Below are 18009 nucleotides of genomic sequence, written 5' to 3' on the forward strand. Positions count from 1 at the left end.
TGGGCATAGCAAAACCTCCTCGTGTAGTTCTATTATCCTACACGGGGAGGTTTTTTGTCTATTGTCTACTTTTTACGGACCTGTTCACCGACAGGAAAGGGTCGCGGGTGTTTTTGTTCATGTTCTGGGTTTGTCGGGCGGGTATTCGCCCTGCAGTTTGGCTTCAATGCGGCTGAGCCGGGCTTCCAGCTGCTGGATGCGCTGCAATTGCATGTCCGGCAGATCCTGCTGGTCCAGGTCATCGGCGGGGCAGCAGCGGATGTTGTTCACCCGCACCACCTCGGCGGGAATGCCCACGGCGGTGGCGTTGGCGGGCAGGTTGTGCAGCACCACACTGCCGGCGCCCACCCGCACATTATCCCCGATGAACACAGGCCCCAGCACCTTGGCACCGGCCCCGATGAGCACATTGTTGCCCACGGTGGGGTGGCGCTTGCCGGTGTCCTTGCCGGTGCCGCCCAGGGTGACCCCGTGGTAGATGGTGCAGTTGTCGCCGATCTCGGTGGTTTCGCCGAAGACGATGCCCATGCCGTGGTCGATGAACAGCCGCTGTCCGATCTTGGCACCGGGATGAATCTCAATGCCGGTCAGATGCCGGGAAAGCTGGCTGACCAGGCGGGCCAGGAACAGCAGCTTGTGACAGTACAGCCAATGGGCGATGCGGTGGGTCACCAGCACATGAAAGCCCGGATACAGCAGGATCACCTCCAGCACGTTGCGTGCCGCGGGGTCCTTGTCCCGAATATTTTTTGCATCTGCCCACAGGCCCATGTTGGCTACCTCTTTTCCCATAAAATCACTAACGGAATAACAATACCATATTTTCGGCAAAAAGGCAACGCAATCCCTTTTCCGCCGTGGGGGAATATGATATAATACTTACATATGCGATGCGGCCGGGACGTCCGGCCCAAACTGGGAAAGAAGAAAGGAAATCAGGGAAAGGACAGGGGGCAAAAGTATGACTCGAGTGGAAGCACTGGAAGAATACGCACATGCGCAAAAACGGGCGCAGCGCGATTACCGTGAAAAGATGGCGGCGGGCCAGTACCCGTATCTGCCGGTGCTGGACGATATCCTGCAGAATGCCAATATTGAAAATCAGCTGCCCATCGGCATTGTGGAAATTCCGCTGGAACTGGTGGTAGGCACCAAGACGGCGGGACGCACGGCGGCCTTTGCCTCCAATTTTCTGCCGCTGCTCAGCCCCAAGACCGAGTTTGCCAACAAGTGGGTATCTTTGTGCCAGGCCCATGTGGAGGAGGGCATCCGTGACCCCATCCGCTGCTTTGAGTATCTGGGGCGTTTTTATGTGCAGGAAGGCAACAAGCGGGTCAGCGTGCTGAAGTATTTCGGGGCGGATTCCATCGCCGCCAACGTGACCCGGATCATGCCGCGGTACAGCGACAACCCCCAGATCCGGCAGTATTATGAGTTTGTGGAGTTTTATCCCATCTGCGGTATTTACACCCTGACCTTCACCCAGGAGGGCAGCTATGCCCGCCTGCAGAAAGCCATGGGCAAAGCCCCCGGCGAAAAATGGACCGCCGAGGAGCGGGCGGACATTCTTTCGTTGTACAACTGGATCAAAAAGGCCTACTATGCCAAGGGCGGCGAGTCCATGCGCCCCACGGTGGGGGATGTGTTGCTGCTGCTCATCCGTCTGTACAAGGTGGATGACCTGAAGCAGCGCACGCCGTCGGAACTGGCCAAGGCCATTGAGGCGGTCTGGCCGGACGTGCTGGCCATCCAGAACCCCCAGCCAGTCAAGCTGAGCACCCAGCCTGCCGAGCCGTCCCCGGCCCAGCCCAATCTGCTCAACCGGATTCTGCCCGGTATCCGCACCAACAGTGCGCCCACCCACCTGAAGGTGGCCTTTGTGAACGAGCGCACCCCCGAAACCAGTACCTGGACCAGCCAGCACGAGTTTGGCCGCTGCCAGCTGGACCAGGTGTTCCCGGGCCAGGTGGAGACGGTGGCCTACCACGGTGCCGTGGCGGGGCAGAATGCCGACGAACTGGTGGAACAGGCCATCGCCGAGGGGGCGGACATCGTCTTCACCACCAGCCCCAAGCTGGTGGGCGCCTCCCTGCGCGCCGCCCTCAAGCATCCGGAGGTGCGTATCCTGAACTGCTCGGTGGATATGCCCTATACCAGCATCCGCACCTACTACACCCGCGTGTATGAGGCCAAGTTCATCAGCGGCGCCATTGCCGGCGCCATGAGCCGCGGCGAGCGTATCGGGTATGTGGCCGATTATCCCAGCTTTGGCACCCCCGCCAACATCAACGCCTTTGCTTTGGGCGCGCGCATGGTCAACCCCAACGTGCGCATCGATCTGCAGTGGACCTGCCTGCCCGGCGAGCCCATGCAGGAATTCAACGCCAAGGGCATCACCATCATTTCCGGCCGGGACACCCCGGCCCCCGGCCGCCCGCCTCAGGAGTTCGGCATCTTCATGATCCGGCCCGGCGGACGTCTGGAAGACCTGGCCTCTCCCTTCTGGCACTGGGGCCAGTTCTATGAAAACGTTATCCGCAGCGTGCTCAACGGTGCCTGGGCCAAGGATGCCGCCGACGGCGACACCCCCCGGGCGGTGAACTACTGGTGGGGAATGAACAGCGGCGTCATGGACGTGCTGTTCAGCCGGGAACTGCCCCACGATGTGCGCCATCTGGCCGGTATTCTGCGCCAGGGCATCATTGCGGGGGGCATCGATCCCTTCGCCTGCCACATTGTGGCCCAGGACGGAACCCTGATGAACGAAGGACATTCCGGGTTTGCACCCGAGCAGATTCTGCATATGGACTGGCTGTGCGATGCCGTGGACGGGCGCATTCCGGAATTTGACGAGCTGACCGAAGCATCCAAGCCGATGTACCGCATGCAAGGAATCCACCGCGACAGTCTGCCGGTGGACAAGGAGGCTGTGCTATGAGGCTTCTGGCCGTTGCGGATGAGGAATCCAAGTATCTCTGGGACTATTACGAACCGGAAAAACTGCGCGGCTACGATATGATTGTCGGCTGCGGCGACCTGAGCATCCAGTATATGACCTTTCTGGCAACCGTAGCGCCGGTGCCGGTGGTGTATGTGCATGGCAATCACGACGAAAGCTATGACAACCGCCCGCCCACAGGGGCGCTGTGCATCGACGACGATGTGTTTTGCTATAAAGGATATCGTTTTTTGGGCCTGGGGGGCAGCTGCCGGTATCGCAGTGGGGCCTGGCAGTTTACCGAAGCGGAAATGCGTCGCCGCATCCGCCGTGTCCGGGGCAAGATCGCCCGGGCAGGTGGGGTGGATGTGCTGGTGACCCATGCACCGCTGCACGAATACGGTGACATGAACGACCTGGCGCACCGCGGATTCACGGTCTTTCGGGAAATTTTGGATACCTATAAACCCGCCGTTATGCTTCACGGGCATATTCATCTGACCTACGGAGCCAATATGGAGCGGGAGCATCAGTACGGCCAGACGCGCATCATCAATGCGTTTGAGCGTTTTACCATCGAACTGCCGGACAGGCCGGAGCGTCCGGCGCACCAGGGGCTGCTGGCCCGCTGGCGCGGCATGAACCGATAATGACAAACAGGCGGGGAGTTCCCGGCCGGAAAGAGGCATGATTATGAAACAGAAGATCGGTGTTTTGGGGGCCGGAACCTGGGGTACGGCACTGGCACGCCTGCTGGCCGTGAACGGCCACGATGTGACCATGTGGAGCGCCCTGCCCGAAGAACTCAAGAACATGGCCACCACCCACCGGCACCCCAACCTGCCCGGCATGGAACTGCCTGCCACCATGCACTATACCGCCGATGTGGCCGAAATCTGCACCGGGCGGGACCTGCTGGTGTTTGCGGTGCCGTCGGTGTTTGTACGATCCACCGCCAAAAAGGCGGCCAAATATATTCCGGACGGCCAGATCATTGTGGATGTGGCCAAGGGCATTGAGGAAAAGACCCTGATGACCATGTCCGAGATCATTGAGGACGAACTGGCCAAGGTACCCGGCCACGAAGCCTGCCGGGTGGTGGCCCTGTCCGGTCCCACCCATGCGGAGGAGGTGGCCCGGGACCTGCCCACCCTGATCGTGGCGGCCAGCGAGGACGAATCCGCCGCCAAACAGGTGCAGAAAACCTTCACCAACGCCAATTTCCGGGTATACACCAACAACGACCGCCGGGGCGTGGAGCTGGGCGGCGCCATCAAGAATGTGATTGCGCTGGCCGTGGGTGTGGCCCTGGGCCTGGGCTACGGCGACAACGCAAAGGCGGCCCTGATCACCCGGGGCAACGCCGAACTGTCCCGCCTGGGGGTGGCCATGGGCTGCCAGGCCAGCACCTTTGCGGGGCTTTCCGGCATGGGCGACCTGATTGTGACCTGCACCAGCATGCACAGCCGCAACCTGCACGCCGGCATGCTCATGGGCCGGGGCATGGACGCCGAGACCGCCAAGAAGGAAGTGGGCCAGGTGGTGGAAGGCATCAACGCTCTGCCCGCCGCCCACAAGCTGGCCAAGAAATACAAGGTGGAAATGCCCATTGTGGAAGTGGTGGCCGATATTCTGTCCGGTCACCTGGAAGCCCGCAACGCCGTGGCATCCCTCATGGGCCGGGACCTGAAAAAGGAGTAACCCCTGCCCCTGCGTTTTGGAATCAGACAAACAAAAACCGCTCTGCCAATCCGGCAGAGCGGTTTTTATCCTTCTTGTGGAAAACTTCAGAACGCCAGACTTCCCTCACTGCGGCGCAGGTCGTCCCGCTCCAGTTCGGCCAGCAAAGCGTCCTGCTTCTGGTTCAGCAGCAGGCTGCGGCTGTACTTGTCAAACCGTTCGCACTCGTTTTCGGACAGGAAAGCGGCGGAATCCGGTCCCAGGGCCAGCTCGTTCACAAACACCACCATTTCCTGGGTGTCGGAAAACGCCCGTTCCATAAAGTTGAAGGCGGCTTCCAGGGCATCCCCGGCCACGGCCACGGCCTCCTCCCGGCGGCGGACCTGGGCATTGAACCCGGCGCGCACCGTGTCGAAGGCTTCCTCGTCGTCCATGCTGGGCTCCAGCTTTTTCCCCCAGCTGTGCAGCAGTGCGGCGGCCCTGCTGTGGGCGGCCGCCTGGGCCGCGGTCAGACGGCCTGCCGCTTTGTTGGCAGCCAGCTGGTCTTCATAGGCGTCGCACTGGGCATTGAAAACAGAGACCGGATCATCGCTCCCGGCATTCAGCGCACGCTTGAAACTGCGCAGCTGCTGGTAGCAGGCATCGGTGGCCTCGTCGGTCTGCCGGGCCTTGGCAAACCGGGCGTTCAGACCGGCCAGCAGCAGACTGACCAGGCTCATCCGCTCATCAAAGGCGGCGTTCAGGGCGCGGTCCAGCACCGCGTCGAAGGGCTTGCCCTGCAGAATGTCCTCCACGCCGTAATCGGCGCGGTATTTCTGGTACAAAGCCCAGTAGGCGGCAAAATCCCGGGCCACATCGGGGTGACGCAGATACTGCCCGATAACTTCCTCGTCGGCGGGCAGGCCCAGGGCACCGGCGGCCTGCAGGTAGGCGGACAGATCTTCCCACCCGCGGGCGGTGACAAACTTCGGCCCGTCCACGTCGTTTTCGATCTTGTAGAAATGCTGGGGCCGCAGCTCCAGATAGGCGGTCACGGCGGGATGCAGCCGGTGGGCCCGGGCATATTCCTGCCAGACCGACAGCTCCGGTTCGATGTCGATGCGGCGCACCCGGTCCAGGGTGACCAGGTCGAAGTCCCGCACGCTCTTGTTGTATTCCGGCGGGTTGCCGGCGGCCACAATGACCCATCCGGCGGGCACCGGCTGGTTGCCGAAGGTCTTGCCCTGCAAGAACTGCAGCATGGTGGGGGCCAGGGTCTCGGACACGCAGTTGATCTCGTCGATGAAAAGAATGCCGTTTTTCAGGCCGGTCTGCTCCATCTTGTCGTAGCAGCTGGCAATGATCTCGCTCATGGTGTACTCGGTGACGCTGCGGTCCACACCGTCGTAATGGCGGTGCCGGATGAAGGGCAGACCCACGGCGCTCTGGCGGGTGTGGTGGGTGATGGTGTAGGCCACCAGGGCGATGCCGCACTCCCGGGCAATCTGCTCCATGATCTGGGTCTTGCCGATGCCCGGAGGGCCCATGAGGAGGATGGGCCGCTGACGTACCGGCGGAATCAGGGGAGTGCCGGTGTCGTCGGTGGCAAGATAAGCCTTGACGGTATTTTCAATTTCCTGCTTGGCGCGTTTGATGTCCATGCTTGCGTGCTCCTTCCCGATGGTTTACAGCTGGGGCAGTTCGTCGGGGTCCCATTCCTGCCAGTCCAGGGCGGGCTTTTCCGCCTTTTGTTGGGGCATAAACTCTTCCGGGGCCAGTACCAGCCGGATGGCCCAGGGAGGCACTTCCGGGGGCGGGGCGCCGTCCTCCAGAAAGAGAAAAGCGGTCTGATACGCGGGGGGCCTTGCGGGAAAGGTCCCCTTGCCGTCGGTAAAGTACAGCACCCCCTGCAAGTCCCGCAGCCGTCCTTCCTTCTGTAGCTCGTCGATGCGGGCAAAGGCCGGGCGGAAATCCGTTCCGCCGCCCCCGTTTAGGGTCAGGGCGGCGGCATATTTTTCCAGGGTTTCGGTGTCCTGCAAAAAGGTGATGTCCCGCACGGCATCGTCGCACTGCATGACCACAATGTTGCAGCGGCTGAAAAAGCTGCCGGAGGTTTTCAGCAGGCCGAAGGTCTCCCGCAGAAAGGCCTTGACCAGATCCCCGGCGGTGGATTCGCTGGTGTCGATGACAATGACCAGATCCCGGATTTTTTTGCTCTCCCGGGTTTCCAGCGGTTCGATCAGCGGCATGTTGCCGTAGGTGTTCAGACCGTAGGTGTAGTAGCCCAGGTCAAACTCGTCCAGGTCCAGCTTGGATTCCTCCCGCAGCACCGCAAACCGGCGCAGGAAGTCCTTGTACAGCCGACGGCTGCGCCCGGCTTCCACCTGTGCGGCCAGGGTCTGGGCACCGGCGGCCTCCCCGGCCTGGCGCCCTGCCTGCTGCATGCTCAGCTGGGTTTCCCGACCCAGCTGTTCCCACTGGCGGCCCAGCATCTGGGCGGCGGGGGAGTCCGGGTCATCGGGCCAAAGGCGGTGGCTGTCACAATAAAATTCCTGCTGCAAAGTGTCCAGCTCCCCGGCGCTGCGCCCGGCTAAGGCCCGGTAAATGGGCCCTGCTGCCAGAAACTTGCAGCTTTCCTTCAGTCCGGCGTAGGTCTTCTGCCGCAGCCAGCTCACCGGCCGGGCCAGGGCCTTTACCTCCAGGGTGTCCAGGGTGTGCTCCACCGCAATGTCGCAGGCCAGGCCCCACAGGGCCGGGTCCCGGCGATCCCGCAGCCAGGGATGCCGGAAGATGCAGTGCAGAACGCTGTGCAGATAGGCCCGGGCCAGATATTTCCGGTTTTTGCGGTAGATGCGCAGCACCCACGCGGGACCGTAACACAGCGCCGCCCCGTTGGTGGCGGGGCCTCGCTCCGGTTCCGGATCGGGGGTCAGGGTCAGCGCCCCCAGCGCCGCGTTCAGGTAGCGCAGCTGGATATACAACTCGCTGCGGGTCAGTTCCATGGCGCGTTTTGCCATGGTTTGTTCCCATTCGGCCTGTGTCTGAACATGCTGCGGCATGGTCCTGCCCTCCTTTGTATAGGAAATCCCTGGCCGGTCAAGCCCGGTCACAGGTCGTCAAAATCGTAGCTTTTTTTGGGCTTGTGCCCGCTGCCGGCGGTTCCGGCCAGCAGCAGGGCAGCGCCCTCGCTCCATCCGGCGCCGCCGCAGGAAAGCGCACCTTCCCGGCGGGCCTGGGGGTCCAGCACGGTGCCCAGCACCTGCAGGGCGGCGGCGTCCCGGTCGGCCAGCACCAGGGCCAGGGCGTCGTCGGCATGACTGCCCAGATAAGCCCCATACCGGGCCCGGGCGTCCTCATTCAGCTGGACGGGGGTGCACAGCCGGTCCAGCGCCACCCGGCACAGTCCGGAGGGAGATTCCTCCGCATCGGCCATGGAAAAGGCGGCATCGTACTCGGCAAAAGCCAGGCCGCCCTGGGCAAAGCACTGGCGATACCGGTACCCCACCCCCTGGATACCGCGGTTGAAGATGTGGGCGGGGGTGTTTTCATCCATATATTCGGAATATTCGGGGTAATACAGCCGGGCAGGCTGGGCCCCGCTGCAGAACTCCACTCCGATGCCGCCGGATATGGCGGCCAGCATCTTTTTCAGCCCGGTGGGCTGGTCGGGGGCGGCCCGCAGGGCAAAGGTGCGCAGGGAACGGCAGTTGGTGAACAGGTCGCTGCCCAGGCTTTCCAGCCCGGGTCCCACCGTCAGGCGGCGCAGAGACCGGCAGTTGTAGAAAGCGCCGTTGTGCAGGGCGCACACGCTGTCCGGCAGGGTCACTTCCTCCACAAATTCCCCACAGATGGGGTGATCGGAAGAGGGAGCACCTGCCGGAATTTCCAGTTTTCCGCCCTCGGGGTCCCGGCGGGCGGAAAAACAATAAGGGCCGATCTCGGTGACGGGCAGCCCGCCCACCTTGTCCGGCACTGCGGGACAGGGGGAGTCCCCGAACAGACGCAGCACCCGGGCGCCGCCGGCGCAGGGTTCCCAAAGTACACTGACCGCAGCAGACATGCCTTCCCCTCCTTTGCAAATCTGGTCCGGGTCTTTACAACAGGGCTATTATAGCATAAAATGTTGGGACGGGAAACACAATTCCCCGCCGTGTAAGAAATTCAAAGGAGATCGTAGGGAGGATACAAGGTTTTATGCGCACGTCACATGATCAAAACGCAATCCTGACGGGTTCCATTCCCCGTCAGCTGCTTTTGTTCTTTCTGCCCATCTGGTTCGGAACTCTGTTCCAGCAGCTGTACAACACCGCCGATACCCTGATCGTCGGTAATTTTGTGGGCACCCAGGCCCTGGCGGCGGTGGGGGCCACCGGCGCTTTCGTGCAGCTTCTGGTGGGGGTGTTTGTGGGGCTTTGCAGCGGTGCCGGCGTGGTCATCGCCCAAAGCTACGGTGCCGGCAACGTGGAAGCGGTGGACCGTCAGGTGCACACCGCCCTGTCCATGGCCGTTCTGGGCGGCGCGGTGCTGACGGTGCTGGGCCTGGTGACCAGCCGGGGTGTGCTGCTGCTCATGCAGACCCCGGCCGAGATCATCGACGCCGCCACCCTGTATCTGCAGATCTACTTTCTGGGTATGATCCCCCAGATCATCTACAACATGGGCACCAACATTCTGCGGGCGGTGGGGGACAGCAAACGCCCGCTGTACTTCCTGCTCATTGCGTCCCTGGTCAACATTGTGCTGGACATCGTCTTTGTGGCCGGGTTCAGCTGGGGCGTGGCCGGTGCGGCGCTGGCCACCATCATCAGCCAGCTGGCCAGCGCCGTGCTGACCATCCGCTGCCTGGCCGGTTCCAACGGCATGCCCTGGCACCTGACGGCGTCCCGCATGCGGCCGGACCCGGCGGTGCTGTCGGACATCTGCCGCATCGGCCTGCCCAGCGCGGCTCAGTCGGCGCTGTACAGCATCAGCAACATCGTGATTCAGGCGGCGGTGAACGGTTTCGGTACCACGGCGGTGGCAGCCTGGAGCGTTTACGGCAAGATCGACTTCTTGTTCTGGATGACGGTCAGCTCCTTCGGCATCGCCATCACCACCTTTGCGGGGCAGAACTTCGGCGCGCAGCTGTATGACCGTGTGCATCGGGGCACCCGGGTTTGCCTGGAGATGGCGGCGGGCACCACCGTGGCCATCAGCCTGGCACTTTACCCTCTGGCCGAGCTGGCTTTCCGGCTGTTCAGCCAGGACGACGCGGTGGTGGCCCAGGGCGTGCAGATGATGCATTTCCTGGTCCCCACCTACATCACCTATGTCTGCATCGAAATCTTTTCGGGGGCTCTGCGCGGCTGCGGCGATGTCCGCGTGCCCACCCTCATCACCGTCTTTGGCGTGTGCGGCCTGCGGGTGGCCTGGCTGCTGCTGGTGGTGCCGCGCTTCCACACCATCCTCATGGTGGAAGCCAGCTATCCCATCACCTGGGCCCTGGCCAGCCTGCTCTTTGCCGTCTATTACCTGCGGGGGGGCTGGATGCAGCGCTGCATTGCGGCCCGCACGGCGAAAAACGCCGCGGCCGAAGGCTGAACAGCAGCCGACGAACGCCATACTGTGTTGTAAATGACAAGGCCTCCGCCATATTCCACGGCGGAGGCCTTGTTTGTTGAAAATTCAGACAGACTTGTCCAGTGCCTGCCGGGCGGCGCGTACCGCCGATGCGCTGGTCTGCTGGATGTGCCATTCGTCCAGACCGGGCAGCCCCATGGGCACTCCTTCCCGGCGGAACTGCATTCCGCTTTCCCGTTCCGCCTTGCCGCTCATATGGAAGGCCCGTGCCCGGGGCAGCACATGGCAAAGCTCCCGGATTACCTCGGCGTTGACGCCGGCCCCGATGAGCACTTCGGGACCGTCCAGGCGGTCCCGCTCGGCCAGCAGGGAGGATAGGACAGCCCGCCCCTCCCCGCAGGAAGCGGCGGCCCCGCTGGTGAGCACCGTGTCTATGCCCAGGGCGGCGGCATCCCGGTAGGTCCTGACCGGGTCACGGGATACATCGATAGCCCGGTGCAGGGTCAGTCCGGCACCGGGCCCGGCGGCCTCGACCAGCCGCCGGGTGGCCTCCATGTCCAGATCACCATCGGCGGTGAGCACACCGATCACGAATCCGTCGGCACCGGCCTGGCGCAGCACCGGAATCTGGGCGCAAAGCAGGTCGATCTCTTCCAGGGTGTACAGAAAGTCCCCGGGGCGAGGGCGCATGAGGCAGCGCACCGGGATATCACTTTCCGCCCGGATCTGGGCCAGCAGGGCGGCGTAGGGGGTCAGCCCGCCCACGGCCAGGGCACTGCACAGTTCCAGACGGTCGGCGCCGCCCGCCACGGCCGCCCGGGCCGAAGCCAGACTGTCCACACAGACTTCCAAAAGATGATTCATGATGGGATTCCCTTCTTCCGGCCGGATTCCGGCTCTGTTGATTTTGCCTTAGTATACCACGCAGCCTCCGAAAAGCACAGTGCCCCCACCGAAAAATTCCGGCGGGGGCATGGTGCAGTTATATGATAAGCGGGGAAACTGTTCTCAGGCGGCCCGTCCGCCGCGCACCACCCGCAGGGGCACGTTGCGGCGCAGGGAGGCGTCCCGGCGTACGGGTACGCGGCGGGCCTGGGCGGCGGGTTTGGCCGAAGCCAGGCCACAGACGATGTTCATGCCCACCAGGTCAGCTACCCCCAGCGCCAGGGCCAGGGGCAGGGCCAGGCTGCCCTGCACAACCGCACACACAATGACCAGCAGCAGGAAGCCCATCACCGTGAACAGGAACTGATAGATCTGTTGTTTGATTGTCTGAAAGTTCATGATCCATACCTCCGCAAACTGTATCAATCACAACCATCTGTTGTTTTATGCCTCTATGATAATACAACTTTCGGTTGTTGTCAACACAAAAAAACAACTTTTGTTTGGAATATTTCCAAAATTTTCTCTTTACAGAAACTACCATTGGTTGTATAATAAAACCATCAAAGAACCCCGGCATCCTCCGCCGGAAAAGGAGCTTGCAGATGTTTTCAGAGCGCTTGAAACAGGCCCGCAAGGCCAAAAAGTACAGCCAGGCCGAAGTATCCCGGCTGTTGGGGGTCACCCAGCAGGCGGTGGGCAAATGGGAAACCGGCCGTTCCACCCCGGACCCCCAGACGGTGGCCCGCCTGGCCGAAATTCTGGACACCACCGCCGACGCCCTGCTGGGCCTGCACAATGCGGCTGCCACCATCGCCCAGGACGCCATGGCACGGTATGAGCAGTGTCTGGTGCCGGTGGTGGGCACGGTGCGCGCCGGGTACGGCGCCCTTGCCTTTGAGGAGGACTATGGCAAAGAATATGCCAGCGTGAAGGACCCGCAGAACTATTTTTATCTGGTGGTCAAGGGCGACAGTATGGAACCCCGCATTTCGGATGGGGACCTGGCCCTGGTGCGCCGCCAGTCCACTTTGGACAACGGTGACCTGGGGGTCATCGTGTTCGGTGTGGACGGGGAAGGAACCCTGAAAAAGTACATTCAACGCGGCAACTCGGTGGTGCTGCATCCCTTCAACCCGGCGTACGACGAGGTGGTCATCAAGGGGGAGGACCTGGATCATCTGTACATTGCGGGCAAGGTCGTGGAGACCAAGGCCAAGTGGTAAGAGCTCTTTGCTCCTTACAAAATCAGTATAGCGCCGGGCTGGTCCTTTAATCCGGACTTTTCCCGGTCCATCCCAAAACAACAGTCCCGGTTATGGGATTGAGAAAACTTTTCCGGCAGCCCGCCGGAATGCCGGAACCCGGCAGGAGGACGGGCTTTCTTTTTACTGCCTTTTTTCGGCCGCAGGAGGGCCGCTGCCATGGATCTTGCACAAAAGCTGGAAATTCTGGCCGACAGTGCCAAGTACGATGTGGCCTGTACCTCCAGCGGGGTGGAGCGGGCCGGCAAACACGGATCTTTGGGCAGCTGCCGGGCCGCCGGCATCTGTCATGCCTTCACGCCGGACGGGCGGTGTGTGTCGCTGCTGAAGGTCCTTTACTCCAACGCCTGCTGCTACGATTGCAGCTACTGCGTCAACCGCCGTACCAACGACATCCCCCGGGCCACCTTCACCCCCCGGGAACTGGCGGAACTGACCATCGGCTTTTACCGCCGCAATTACATTGAAGGTCTGTTTCTTTCCAGTGCGGTACTGGGAAGCCCCGACGCCACCATGGAAAAGATGATCGAGGCCCTGCGCATTCTGCGGCAGGAATACCGCTTCAACGGGTACATCCACGCCAAGGCCATTCCCGGCGCCGATCCGCAGCTGGTGGAACGGCTGGGGCTTTTGGCTGACCGGTTGTCGGTGAATATCGAACTGCCCAGCGAAGCCAGCCTGCAGCGGCTGGCCCCGGACAAGCAGCGGGCGGGAATACTGCGCCCCATGGGGCAGATTGCCCAGCGCACTGCCCAAAGCCGGCGGGAACTGGCTGTGTACCGTCATGCCCCGGCGTTTGCTCCGGCCGGGCAGAGCACCCAGATGATCATCGGCGCCACCCCGGAAACCGATCTGCACATCCTGCGCCTGACCGAAGGCCTTTACAAAAAATATGCGCTCAAACGGGTGTTTTTCTCGGCCTATCTGCCGGTGGTGCCCGACCCACGCCTGCCCGCCACCACCACAAAGCCGCCCTTGCTGCGGGAACACCGGCTTTACCAGGCCGACTGGCTGCTGCGGTTTTACCAGTTTTCGGCGGAGGAGATCCTCAACGAGGAGCAGCCGGATTTCGACCCCTACCTGGACCCCAAATGCAACTGGGCCCTGCGGCATCCGGAATACTTCCCCGTGGAGGTAAACACCGCCACCAAGGCCCAGCTGCTACGGGTGCCCGGCATCGGCCCCAAGAGCGTGCAGCGGATTCTGTCTGCCCGACGCCAGCAGCACCTTGGGTTGGAGGAACTCAAACGCATCGGCGTGGTGCTCAAGCGGGCCCGGTATTTCATCACCTGCAACGGCAGGGCCCCGGTGCGGGGCACCCGGGCCGAGGTGGCTGCCGCCCTGCTGGATCCCAACGCCTTCGGGGTGGGAATGCACCAGCTCTCCCTGGATGAGTTTGTCCCCACCGCCCTGCCCGGAGCAGCGCCCGCAGTACATCAGCTGGCCGATGCCGGCATGGATGCCCGGCAGGCGGCGAACCTTGTCAGACAGGAGGCCCTCACATGTCTTACCAAGCGGCTTTGAGTGATGTGTCCTACTGCTACGACGGCAGCTTTCAGGGTTTTTTGTGCTGCATTTTTGAGAGCTTCTCCAAAAAGGAGATTCCCTCCGCGGTGCTGCCGCCCAGCGAAGGCCAGACCTCGCTTTTTTCCCAGCGGGAGATCGAAACCCGCCCCGAATTGGCCCGCCGTGTGGCGGCGGGGCTGAACCGACTGGGCACGGCGGTGCGGGAACGCATCACCACCGGTTTTCTGGCCGACGAACCGGGCAAGGAACTGGTTTTGCTTCGGTTTGCCCGGCTGTGCTTTGAGCGGGGCCCTTCCGCCGCCCGGATGCTGGGGGACGCCGATGTGGCGGCGGCCTTTGCCCTGGAACGGTCTGTCAACAACGAAAGCTGCAAATACATTGAGTTTCTGCGCTTTGAGCAGCGTGGGACCATGTTGGGTACCATCATCCATCCCCGGCACAGCATCCTACCCCTGCTGCGGGGGCACTTCTGCAGCCGCCTGCCGGATGAGGATTTCATGATCTTTGACGCCACCCACGGGGTGGCGCTGCTGCGCCGCAGCGGCCGGGTGTGCTATATGCAGATGAAACAGTATACCCCGGCCCCCGACCCCGCCGAGGAGGACTGGCAGGCACTTTGGAAGCGGTTTTTCCACGCGCTGACCATTGAGGAACGCCGCAATCCGGCCTGTCAGCAGAACCACGCTCCCAAACGGTACTGGCAGGATATGTGCGAGATGCAGCCCGACCCGCTGCCCGACGCTTGAGACGCCCCTGCGCCGAAAAGGACTTCCGCCTTTTGGCAGAATATGCTATAATAATCGGAAAAGGCCGCCGTGCCGGATGACATCCGTGGCGGGGCGGCCGCATAGGATACTTGCAAAAGGGGAGCTGCACTATGGAAGAATTGCTGCATATTCTGGAAAAGAACGCCCGCCTGCCGGTGGAAGACATTGCCGCCATGATGGATAAGACCCCGGTGGAGGTTGCTGCCATGATGGACGAAGCGGTGGAAAAGGGCTATATCCGCGGATACGAAGCCCTGGTGGACTGGGAGCGCGCCGGCGTCAACCTGGTGGAAGCCTCCATCGAACTGCATGTGTCGCCCCGCAAAAGTCGCGGCTTTGACGAAATTGCCTCGGTCATTGCCAGCTTTGACGAGGTGGACAGTGTGCTGCTCATGAGCGGCGGCTACGACCTGCAGGTCACCATCAAGGGCCGCAGCTTCCAGGAAATCGCCCTCTTTGTCGCCAAGCGTCTGTCTCCGCTGGACGATGTGCTGTCCACGGCCACCAGCTTTGTGCTGCGCACCTACAAGCGCGGCGGACGGATGTACCAGAATGAAGAAGCTGACGACAGGGAGTGTACGGTGCTGTGATGAATTACGACCAACTGCTTGCGCCGGCTGCCAAGGAGATGCGGCCGTCCGGCATCCGCAAGTTTTTTGATTTGGCGGCGGATATGCCGCATTGCATCTCTTTGGGGGTGGGTGAGCCCGATTTCAAGACCCCCTGGAGCATCCGGGACGCGGGCATCCGCAGCCTGGAACAGGGCCGGACCAAATACACCGCCAACGCCGGCCTCAAGGAGCTGCGCGCCGAAATCTGCCGGTATCTGAACCGGCGCATGGACCTTTCCTATCAGCCGGAAAATGTGCTGGTCACGGTGGGCGGCAGCGAGGCCATCGACATGACCATCCGCGCCCTGGTGGCTCCCGGGGACGAGGTCATCATCCCGGAACCCTGCTTTGTCTGCTACGAGCCCATCACCCAGCTCACCGGAGGCGTGCCGGTGCACATTGCCACCAAGGCGGAGGACGAATTCCGCCTGACCCCGGAAGCCTTGCGCGCGGCCATCACCCCCCGCACCAAGCTGCTGATCCTGCCGTTCCCCAACAACCCCACCGGTGCCGTCATGGATCGCCAGACCCTGGAAGGCATTGCCGAAGTGCTGCGCGGCACCGACATCATGGTCCTTTCGGATGAGATCTACGCCGAGCTGACCTACGGCCTGGACCGCCATGTGAGCATTGCCAGCCTGCCCGGCATGAAAGAGCGCACCATCGTGGTCAACGGCTTCAGCAAAGCCTATGCCATGACCGGCTGGCGCCTGGGATATGCGGTGGGCCCGCAGCCGGTGATCTCGGTCATGACCAAGATTCACCAGAGCTGCATCATGTCTGCCCCCACCACCAGCCAGTATGCAGCCATTGTGGCCTTGCGCTCCTGCGATGATGAAATCGAGATCATGCGGGATGAGTACAACCGCCGCCGTCGGTATGTGGTCAAGGCTCTGAACGATATGGGCCTGACCTGCTTTGAACCCCGGGGCGCCTTTTACGTATTTCCCTGCATCCGGGTCAGCGGCCTGACCAGTGAGGAATTCTGCGAACGGCTGCTGCGGGAACAGGAAGTGGCCATCGTCCCCGGTGATGCCTTCGGCGCGTCGGGAGAGGGCTTTGCCCGTATCAGTTACGCCTACAGTGTGGACCATCTGGAAACGGCCATGCGCCGCATCCGCCGTTTTCTGGACGAACACGGCTGGCTGAAGGACAAACAATAAACCCGAGGAAAGGGGAGATCCCCTGTGCAAACCAAAAAGATCGTCACCGTGCTGGCCCCGGCCAAGCTGAACCTGTCCCTGGACGTGGTGGGCACCCTGCCCAACGGATACCATGATCTGGACATGGTCATGCAGACCATCGACCTGTACGAACGGCTGGAACTGCGCCGCAGCCCTTACCTGAACCTGCGCATGCCGGGCAGTTTTGTGCCGGTGAATGATAAAAACACCGCGGTCAAGGCAGCCCTGGCCTTCTTTGACTATACCGGCCTGCTGGCCGGGGTGGACATCACCATCCACAAGCAGGTGCCGGTGCGCGCCGGCATGGCCGGCGGCAGTGCCGACGCCGCCGGTGTGTTGGTGGGCCTGAATGAATTGTACGGCGCCCGCCTTTCCATGAGCGAACTCTGCGCCATCGGGGCAGGCATCGGGGCGGACGTGCCCTTTGCTCTCATGGGCGGTACCTGCCGGGTACGGGGTGTGGGCGACCTGCTCAAACCCCTGCCGCCCTGCCCGGACTGTTGGTTTGTGGTGGTCATGCCCAGTGTGGGCATCTCCACGCCGGAAGCCTTCCAGCGGTACGACCAGATGGGCAGTCCGGTCCATCCCGACTGCGAGCGGCAGGAAGCCGCCGTGCGGGCAAATGACCTGCAAGGTGTCTGCGCCGCGGCGGGCAATGCCCTGGAACACTGCTCCGGCGCCACCGAAACCCCGGCCATCTGCGCCCTTCTCAATGAAAACGGCGCTCTCACCAGCCTGATGACCGGTTCCGGGGCGGCGGTTTTCGGGGCGTTTGCCCGGGAAGAACAGGCCCGCACCGCCGCCGATGCCCTGCGCAGCCAATATAAACAGGTGTATGTGGCCAGGCCCACCCGGGGCGGCGCCTTTGTGCGCCCCACACCCCGCCGCCGGCCCGGACCCGCCAACGTGTGAATTATGTGAAACCCCGTACGGGGCTGCATCCAAAACGCCCCTTTCGCCCATACTGACGGCGAAAGGGGTGTTCTGTTCATGAAATACTTATCCAATTTTTCCCGCCGTGTTTCCCCGCGCCGCGTGCTGGAAATCGGCTTTGCCGTCGCCTTCGTACTGACCGTCCTGCTCAGCGCTTCGGCGGCCCGATACCGGGCGGTCTGCCGGGACATCTGCCGGGATACCCTGCGCCTGCATATCCTGGCCAACAGCGACACGCCCCGGGACCAGCGGCTGAAACTGCAGGTCCGGGACGCCGTGCTGGACACGGTGGCCGACCTGACCGCCGACGCCCGGAGCAAGCAGCAGGCGGTGGCGTCGGTGCGGGCGGCCCTGCCACAGCTGAAAGCCATCGCCGAAGAGGTGGTGCAGGGGCGGCAGACGGTGGCGGTGCGGCTGGAAGAAATGCCCTTTGACGCCAAGGACTACGGCACCTTCCGCCTGCCCGCCGGAAACTACACGGCCCTGCGCATTGAGCTGGGGCAGGCAAAAGGCCACAACTGGTTCTGTGTGTTGTACCCGGCCCTGTGCGTGGGCAGCAGCGAGGCCCGCTATGCGAGTGCCGAGGAAAATGCCCTGGTGTTCGGCGGGTACGAGGTGCGTTTTGCCCTGTGGGATGCGGCCCGGGGCCTGACCGACCGGCTGGGCTCCCAACCCTGATTC

The 18009-nt window shown here is 62.5% G+C and carries 17 protein-coding genes; 11 read left to right on the top strand and 6 right to left on the bottom strand.

Annotated features, from left to right (window positions below):
- Window positions 1–117: 117 nt before the first annotated feature.
- Window positions 118–771, bottom strand: coding sequence for a serine O-acetyltransferase EpsC (epsC, locus tag H6B15_RS11780; RefSeq protein WP_204648196.1), 654 nt, complete (start codon window positions 769–771; stop codon window positions 118–120).
- Between the two features lie 190 nt (window positions 772–961).
- Between epsC and H6B15_RS11785 the strand changes: the two genes are divergently transcribed.
- Genes H6B15_RS11785 through H6B15_RS11795 form a run of 3 tightly spaced genes read left to right on the top strand, consistent with a single transcriptional unit; the run spans window position 962 to window position 4639 of the window.
- Window positions 962–2938: a BMP family ABC transporter substrate-binding protein gene (locus tag H6B15_RS11785; protein ID WP_204648197.1), complete on the top strand. Its 1977-nt coding sequence runs from the start codon at window positions 962–964 to the stop codon at window positions 2936–2938.
- The gene (locus H6B15_RS11790; protein ID WP_204648198.1) at window positions 2935–3588 is read left to right on the top strand and encodes a metallophosphoesterase family protein; all 654 of its coding nucleotides are present in this window, start codon (window positions 2935–2937) and stop codon (window positions 3586–3588) included. The genes H6B15_RS11785 and H6B15_RS11790 overlap by 4 nt, the downstream gene beginning before the upstream one ends.
- Before the next feature lie 43 nt (window positions 3589–3631).
- Window positions 3632–4639, top strand: coding sequence for an NAD(P)H-dependent glycerol-3-phosphate dehydrogenase (locus H6B15_RS11795; RefSeq protein WP_345941984.1), 1008 nt, complete (start codon window positions 3632–3634; stop codon window positions 4637–4639).
- An 86-nt stretch (window positions 4640–4725) separates the two neighbouring features.
- Here the strand turns inward: H6B15_RS11795 and H6B15_RS11800 are convergent, their stop codons facing one another.
- The 3 genes from H6B15_RS11800 to H6B15_RS11810 are packed head-to-tail and all read right to left on the bottom strand — an operon-like array spanning window position 4726 to window position 8657.
- Window positions 4726–6258 (bottom strand): ATP-binding protein, encoded by a 1533-nt coding sequence (locus H6B15_RS11800; RefSeq protein WP_204648200.1) that lies wholly within the window; start codon window positions 6256–6258, stop codon window positions 4726–4728.
- A 24-nt stretch (window positions 6259–6282) separates the two neighbouring features.
- Entirely contained in the window at window positions 6283–7656 is a 1374-nt protein-coding gene (locus H6B15_RS11805; protein ID WP_204648201.1) for a vWA domain-containing protein, read from the bottom strand.
- 47 nt (window positions 7657–7703) lie between these two features.
- Entirely contained in the window at window positions 7704–8657 is a 954-nt protein-coding gene (locus H6B15_RS11810) for a leucine-rich repeat protein (protein WP_204648202.1), read from the bottom strand.
- Between the two features lie 134 nt (window positions 8658–8791).
- Between H6B15_RS11810 and H6B15_RS11815 the strand changes: the two genes are divergently transcribed.
- Entirely contained in the window at window positions 8792–10177 is a 1386-nt protein-coding gene (locus H6B15_RS11815) for an MATE family efflux transporter (RefSeq protein ID WP_204648203.1), read from the top strand.
- 84 nt (window positions 10178–10261) lie between these two features.
- Here H6B15_RS11815 and H6B15_RS11820 read toward each other — a convergent pair whose 3' ends face one another.
- Both H6B15_RS11820 and H6B15_RS11825 read right to left on the bottom strand, forming a co-directional pair.
- Window positions 10262–11020 (bottom strand): copper homeostasis protein CutC, encoded by a 759-nt coding sequence (locus H6B15_RS11820; protein ID WP_204648204.1) that lies wholly within the window; start codon window positions 11018–11020, stop codon window positions 10262–10264.
- A 144-nt stretch (window positions 11021–11164) separates the two neighbouring features.
- The gene (locus tag H6B15_RS11825) at window positions 11165–11440 is read right to left on the bottom strand and encodes a hypothetical protein (protein ID WP_204648205.1); all 276 of its coding nucleotides are present in this window, start codon (window positions 11438–11440) and stop codon (window positions 11165–11167) included.
- Between the two features lie 206 nt (window positions 11441–11646).
- On the opposite strand from H6B15_RS11825, the gene H6B15_RS11830 reads away from it, so the two are divergent.
- From H6B15_RS11830 to H6B15_RS11860, 7 genes are all read left to right on the top strand, one after another.
- Complete coding sequence (locus H6B15_RS11830; RefSeq protein WP_204648206.1) at window positions 11647–12267, top strand: LexA family protein; 621 nt, start codon at window positions 11647–11649, stop codon at window positions 12265–12267.
- A 198-nt stretch (window positions 12268–12465) separates the two neighbouring features.
- Window positions 12466–13830: a putative DNA modification/repair radical SAM protein gene (locus H6B15_RS11835; RefSeq protein WP_204648207.1), complete on the top strand. Its 1365-nt coding sequence runs from the start codon at window positions 12466–12468 to the stop codon at window positions 13828–13830.
- On the top strand, window positions 13809–14579 hold the full coding sequence (locus H6B15_RS11840) for a TIGR03915 family putative DNA repair protein (RefSeq protein WP_204648208.1): 771 nt from the start codon (window positions 13809–13811) through the stop codon (window positions 14577–14579). Before H6B15_RS11835 ends, H6B15_RS11840 begins: the two co-directional genes overlap by 22 nt.
- A gap of 131 nt (window positions 14580–14710) precedes the next feature.
- Complete coding sequence (locus H6B15_RS11845; protein ID WP_204648209.1) at window positions 14711–15190, top strand: Lrp/AsnC family transcriptional regulator; 480 nt, start codon at window positions 14711–14713, stop codon at window positions 15188–15190.
- Window positions 15190–16374, top strand: a complete 1185-nt coding sequence (locus H6B15_RS11850) for a pyridoxal phosphate-dependent aminotransferase (protein ID WP_204648210.1) — start codon at window positions 15190–15192, stop codon at window positions 16372–16374. The genes H6B15_RS11845 and H6B15_RS11850 overlap by 1 nt, the downstream gene beginning before the upstream one ends.
- 24 nt (window positions 16375–16398) lie before the next feature.
- Complete coding sequence (gene ispE, locus H6B15_RS11855) at window positions 16399–17307, top strand: 4-(cytidine 5'-diphospho)-2-C-methyl-D-erythritol kinase (protein ID WP_204648211.1); 909 nt, start codon at window positions 16399–16401, stop codon at window positions 17305–17307.
- A 78-nt stretch (window positions 17308–17385) separates the two neighbouring features.
- Entirely contained in the window at window positions 17386–18006 is a 621-nt protein-coding gene (locus H6B15_RS11860; protein WP_204648212.1) for a stage II sporulation protein R, read from the top strand.
- Window positions 18007–18009 lie beyond the last annotated feature (3 nt).

The sequence above is a fragment of the Gemmiger formicilis genome (assembly GCF_016900095.1).
Lineage (GTDB): Bacteria > Bacillota > Clostridia > Oscillospirales > Ruminococcaceae > Gemmiger > Gemmiger formicilis_A.

Bases quoted from the DNA above. Each gene is read 5' to 3' on its own strand.
- epsC (WP_204648196.1), bottom strand. From the start codon at position 771: ATGGGCCTGTGGGCAGATGCAAAAAATATTCGGGACAAGGACCCCGCG.
- H6B15_RS11785 (WP_204648197.1), top strand. From the start codon at position 962: ATGACTCGAGTGGAAGCACTGGAAGAATACGCACATGCGCAAAAACGG.
- H6B15_RS11790 (WP_204648198.1), top strand. From the start codon at position 2,935: ATGAGGCTTCTGGCCGTTGCGGATGAGGAATCCAAGTATCTCTGGGAC.
- H6B15_RS11795 (WP_345941984.1), top strand. From the start codon at position 3,632: ATGAAACAGAAGATCGGTGTTTTGGGGGCCGGAACCTGGGGTACGGCA.
- H6B15_RS11800 (WP_204648200.1), bottom strand. From the start codon at position 6,258: ATGGACATCAAACGCGCCAAGCAGGAAATTGAAAATACCGTCAAGGCT.
- H6B15_RS11805 (WP_204648201.1), bottom strand. From the start codon at position 7,656: ATGCCGCAGCATGTTCAGACACAGGCCGAATGGGAACAAACCATGGCA.
- H6B15_RS11810 (WP_204648202.1), bottom strand. From the start codon at position 8,657: ATGTCTGCTGCGGTCAGTGTACTTTGGGAACCCTGCGCCGGCGGCGCC.
- H6B15_RS11815 (WP_204648203.1), top strand. From the start codon at position 8,792: ATGCGCACGTCACATGATCAAAACGCAATCCTGACGGGTTCCATTCCC.
- H6B15_RS11820 (WP_204648204.1), bottom strand. From the start codon at position 11,020: ATGAATCATCTTTTGGAAGTCTGTGTGGACAGTCTGGCTTCGGCCCGG.
- H6B15_RS11825 (WP_204648205.1), bottom strand. From the start codon at position 11,440: ATGAACTTTCAGACAATCAAACAACAGATCTATCAGTTCCTGTTCACG.
- H6B15_RS11830 (WP_204648206.1), top strand. From the start codon at position 11,647: ATGTTTTCAGAGCGCTTGAAACAGGCCCGCAAGGCCAAAAAGTACAGC.
- H6B15_RS11835 (WP_204648207.1), top strand. From the start codon at position 12,466: ATGGATCTTGCACAAAAGCTGGAAATTCTGGCCGACAGTGCCAAGTAC.
- H6B15_RS11840 (WP_204648208.1), top strand. From the start codon at position 13,809: ATGTCTTACCAAGCGGCTTTGAGTGATGTGTCCTACTGCTACGACGGC.
- H6B15_RS11845 (WP_204648209.1), top strand. From the start codon at position 14,711: ATGGAAGAATTGCTGCATATTCTGGAAAAGAACGCCCGCCTGCCGGTG.
- H6B15_RS11850 (WP_204648210.1), top strand. From the start codon at position 15,190: ATGAATTACGACCAACTGCTTGCGCCGGCTGCCAAGGAGATGCGGCCG.
- H6B15_RS11860 (WP_204648212.1), top strand. From the start codon at position 17,386: ATGAAATACTTATCCAATTTTTCCCGCCGTGTTTCCCCGCGCCGCGTG.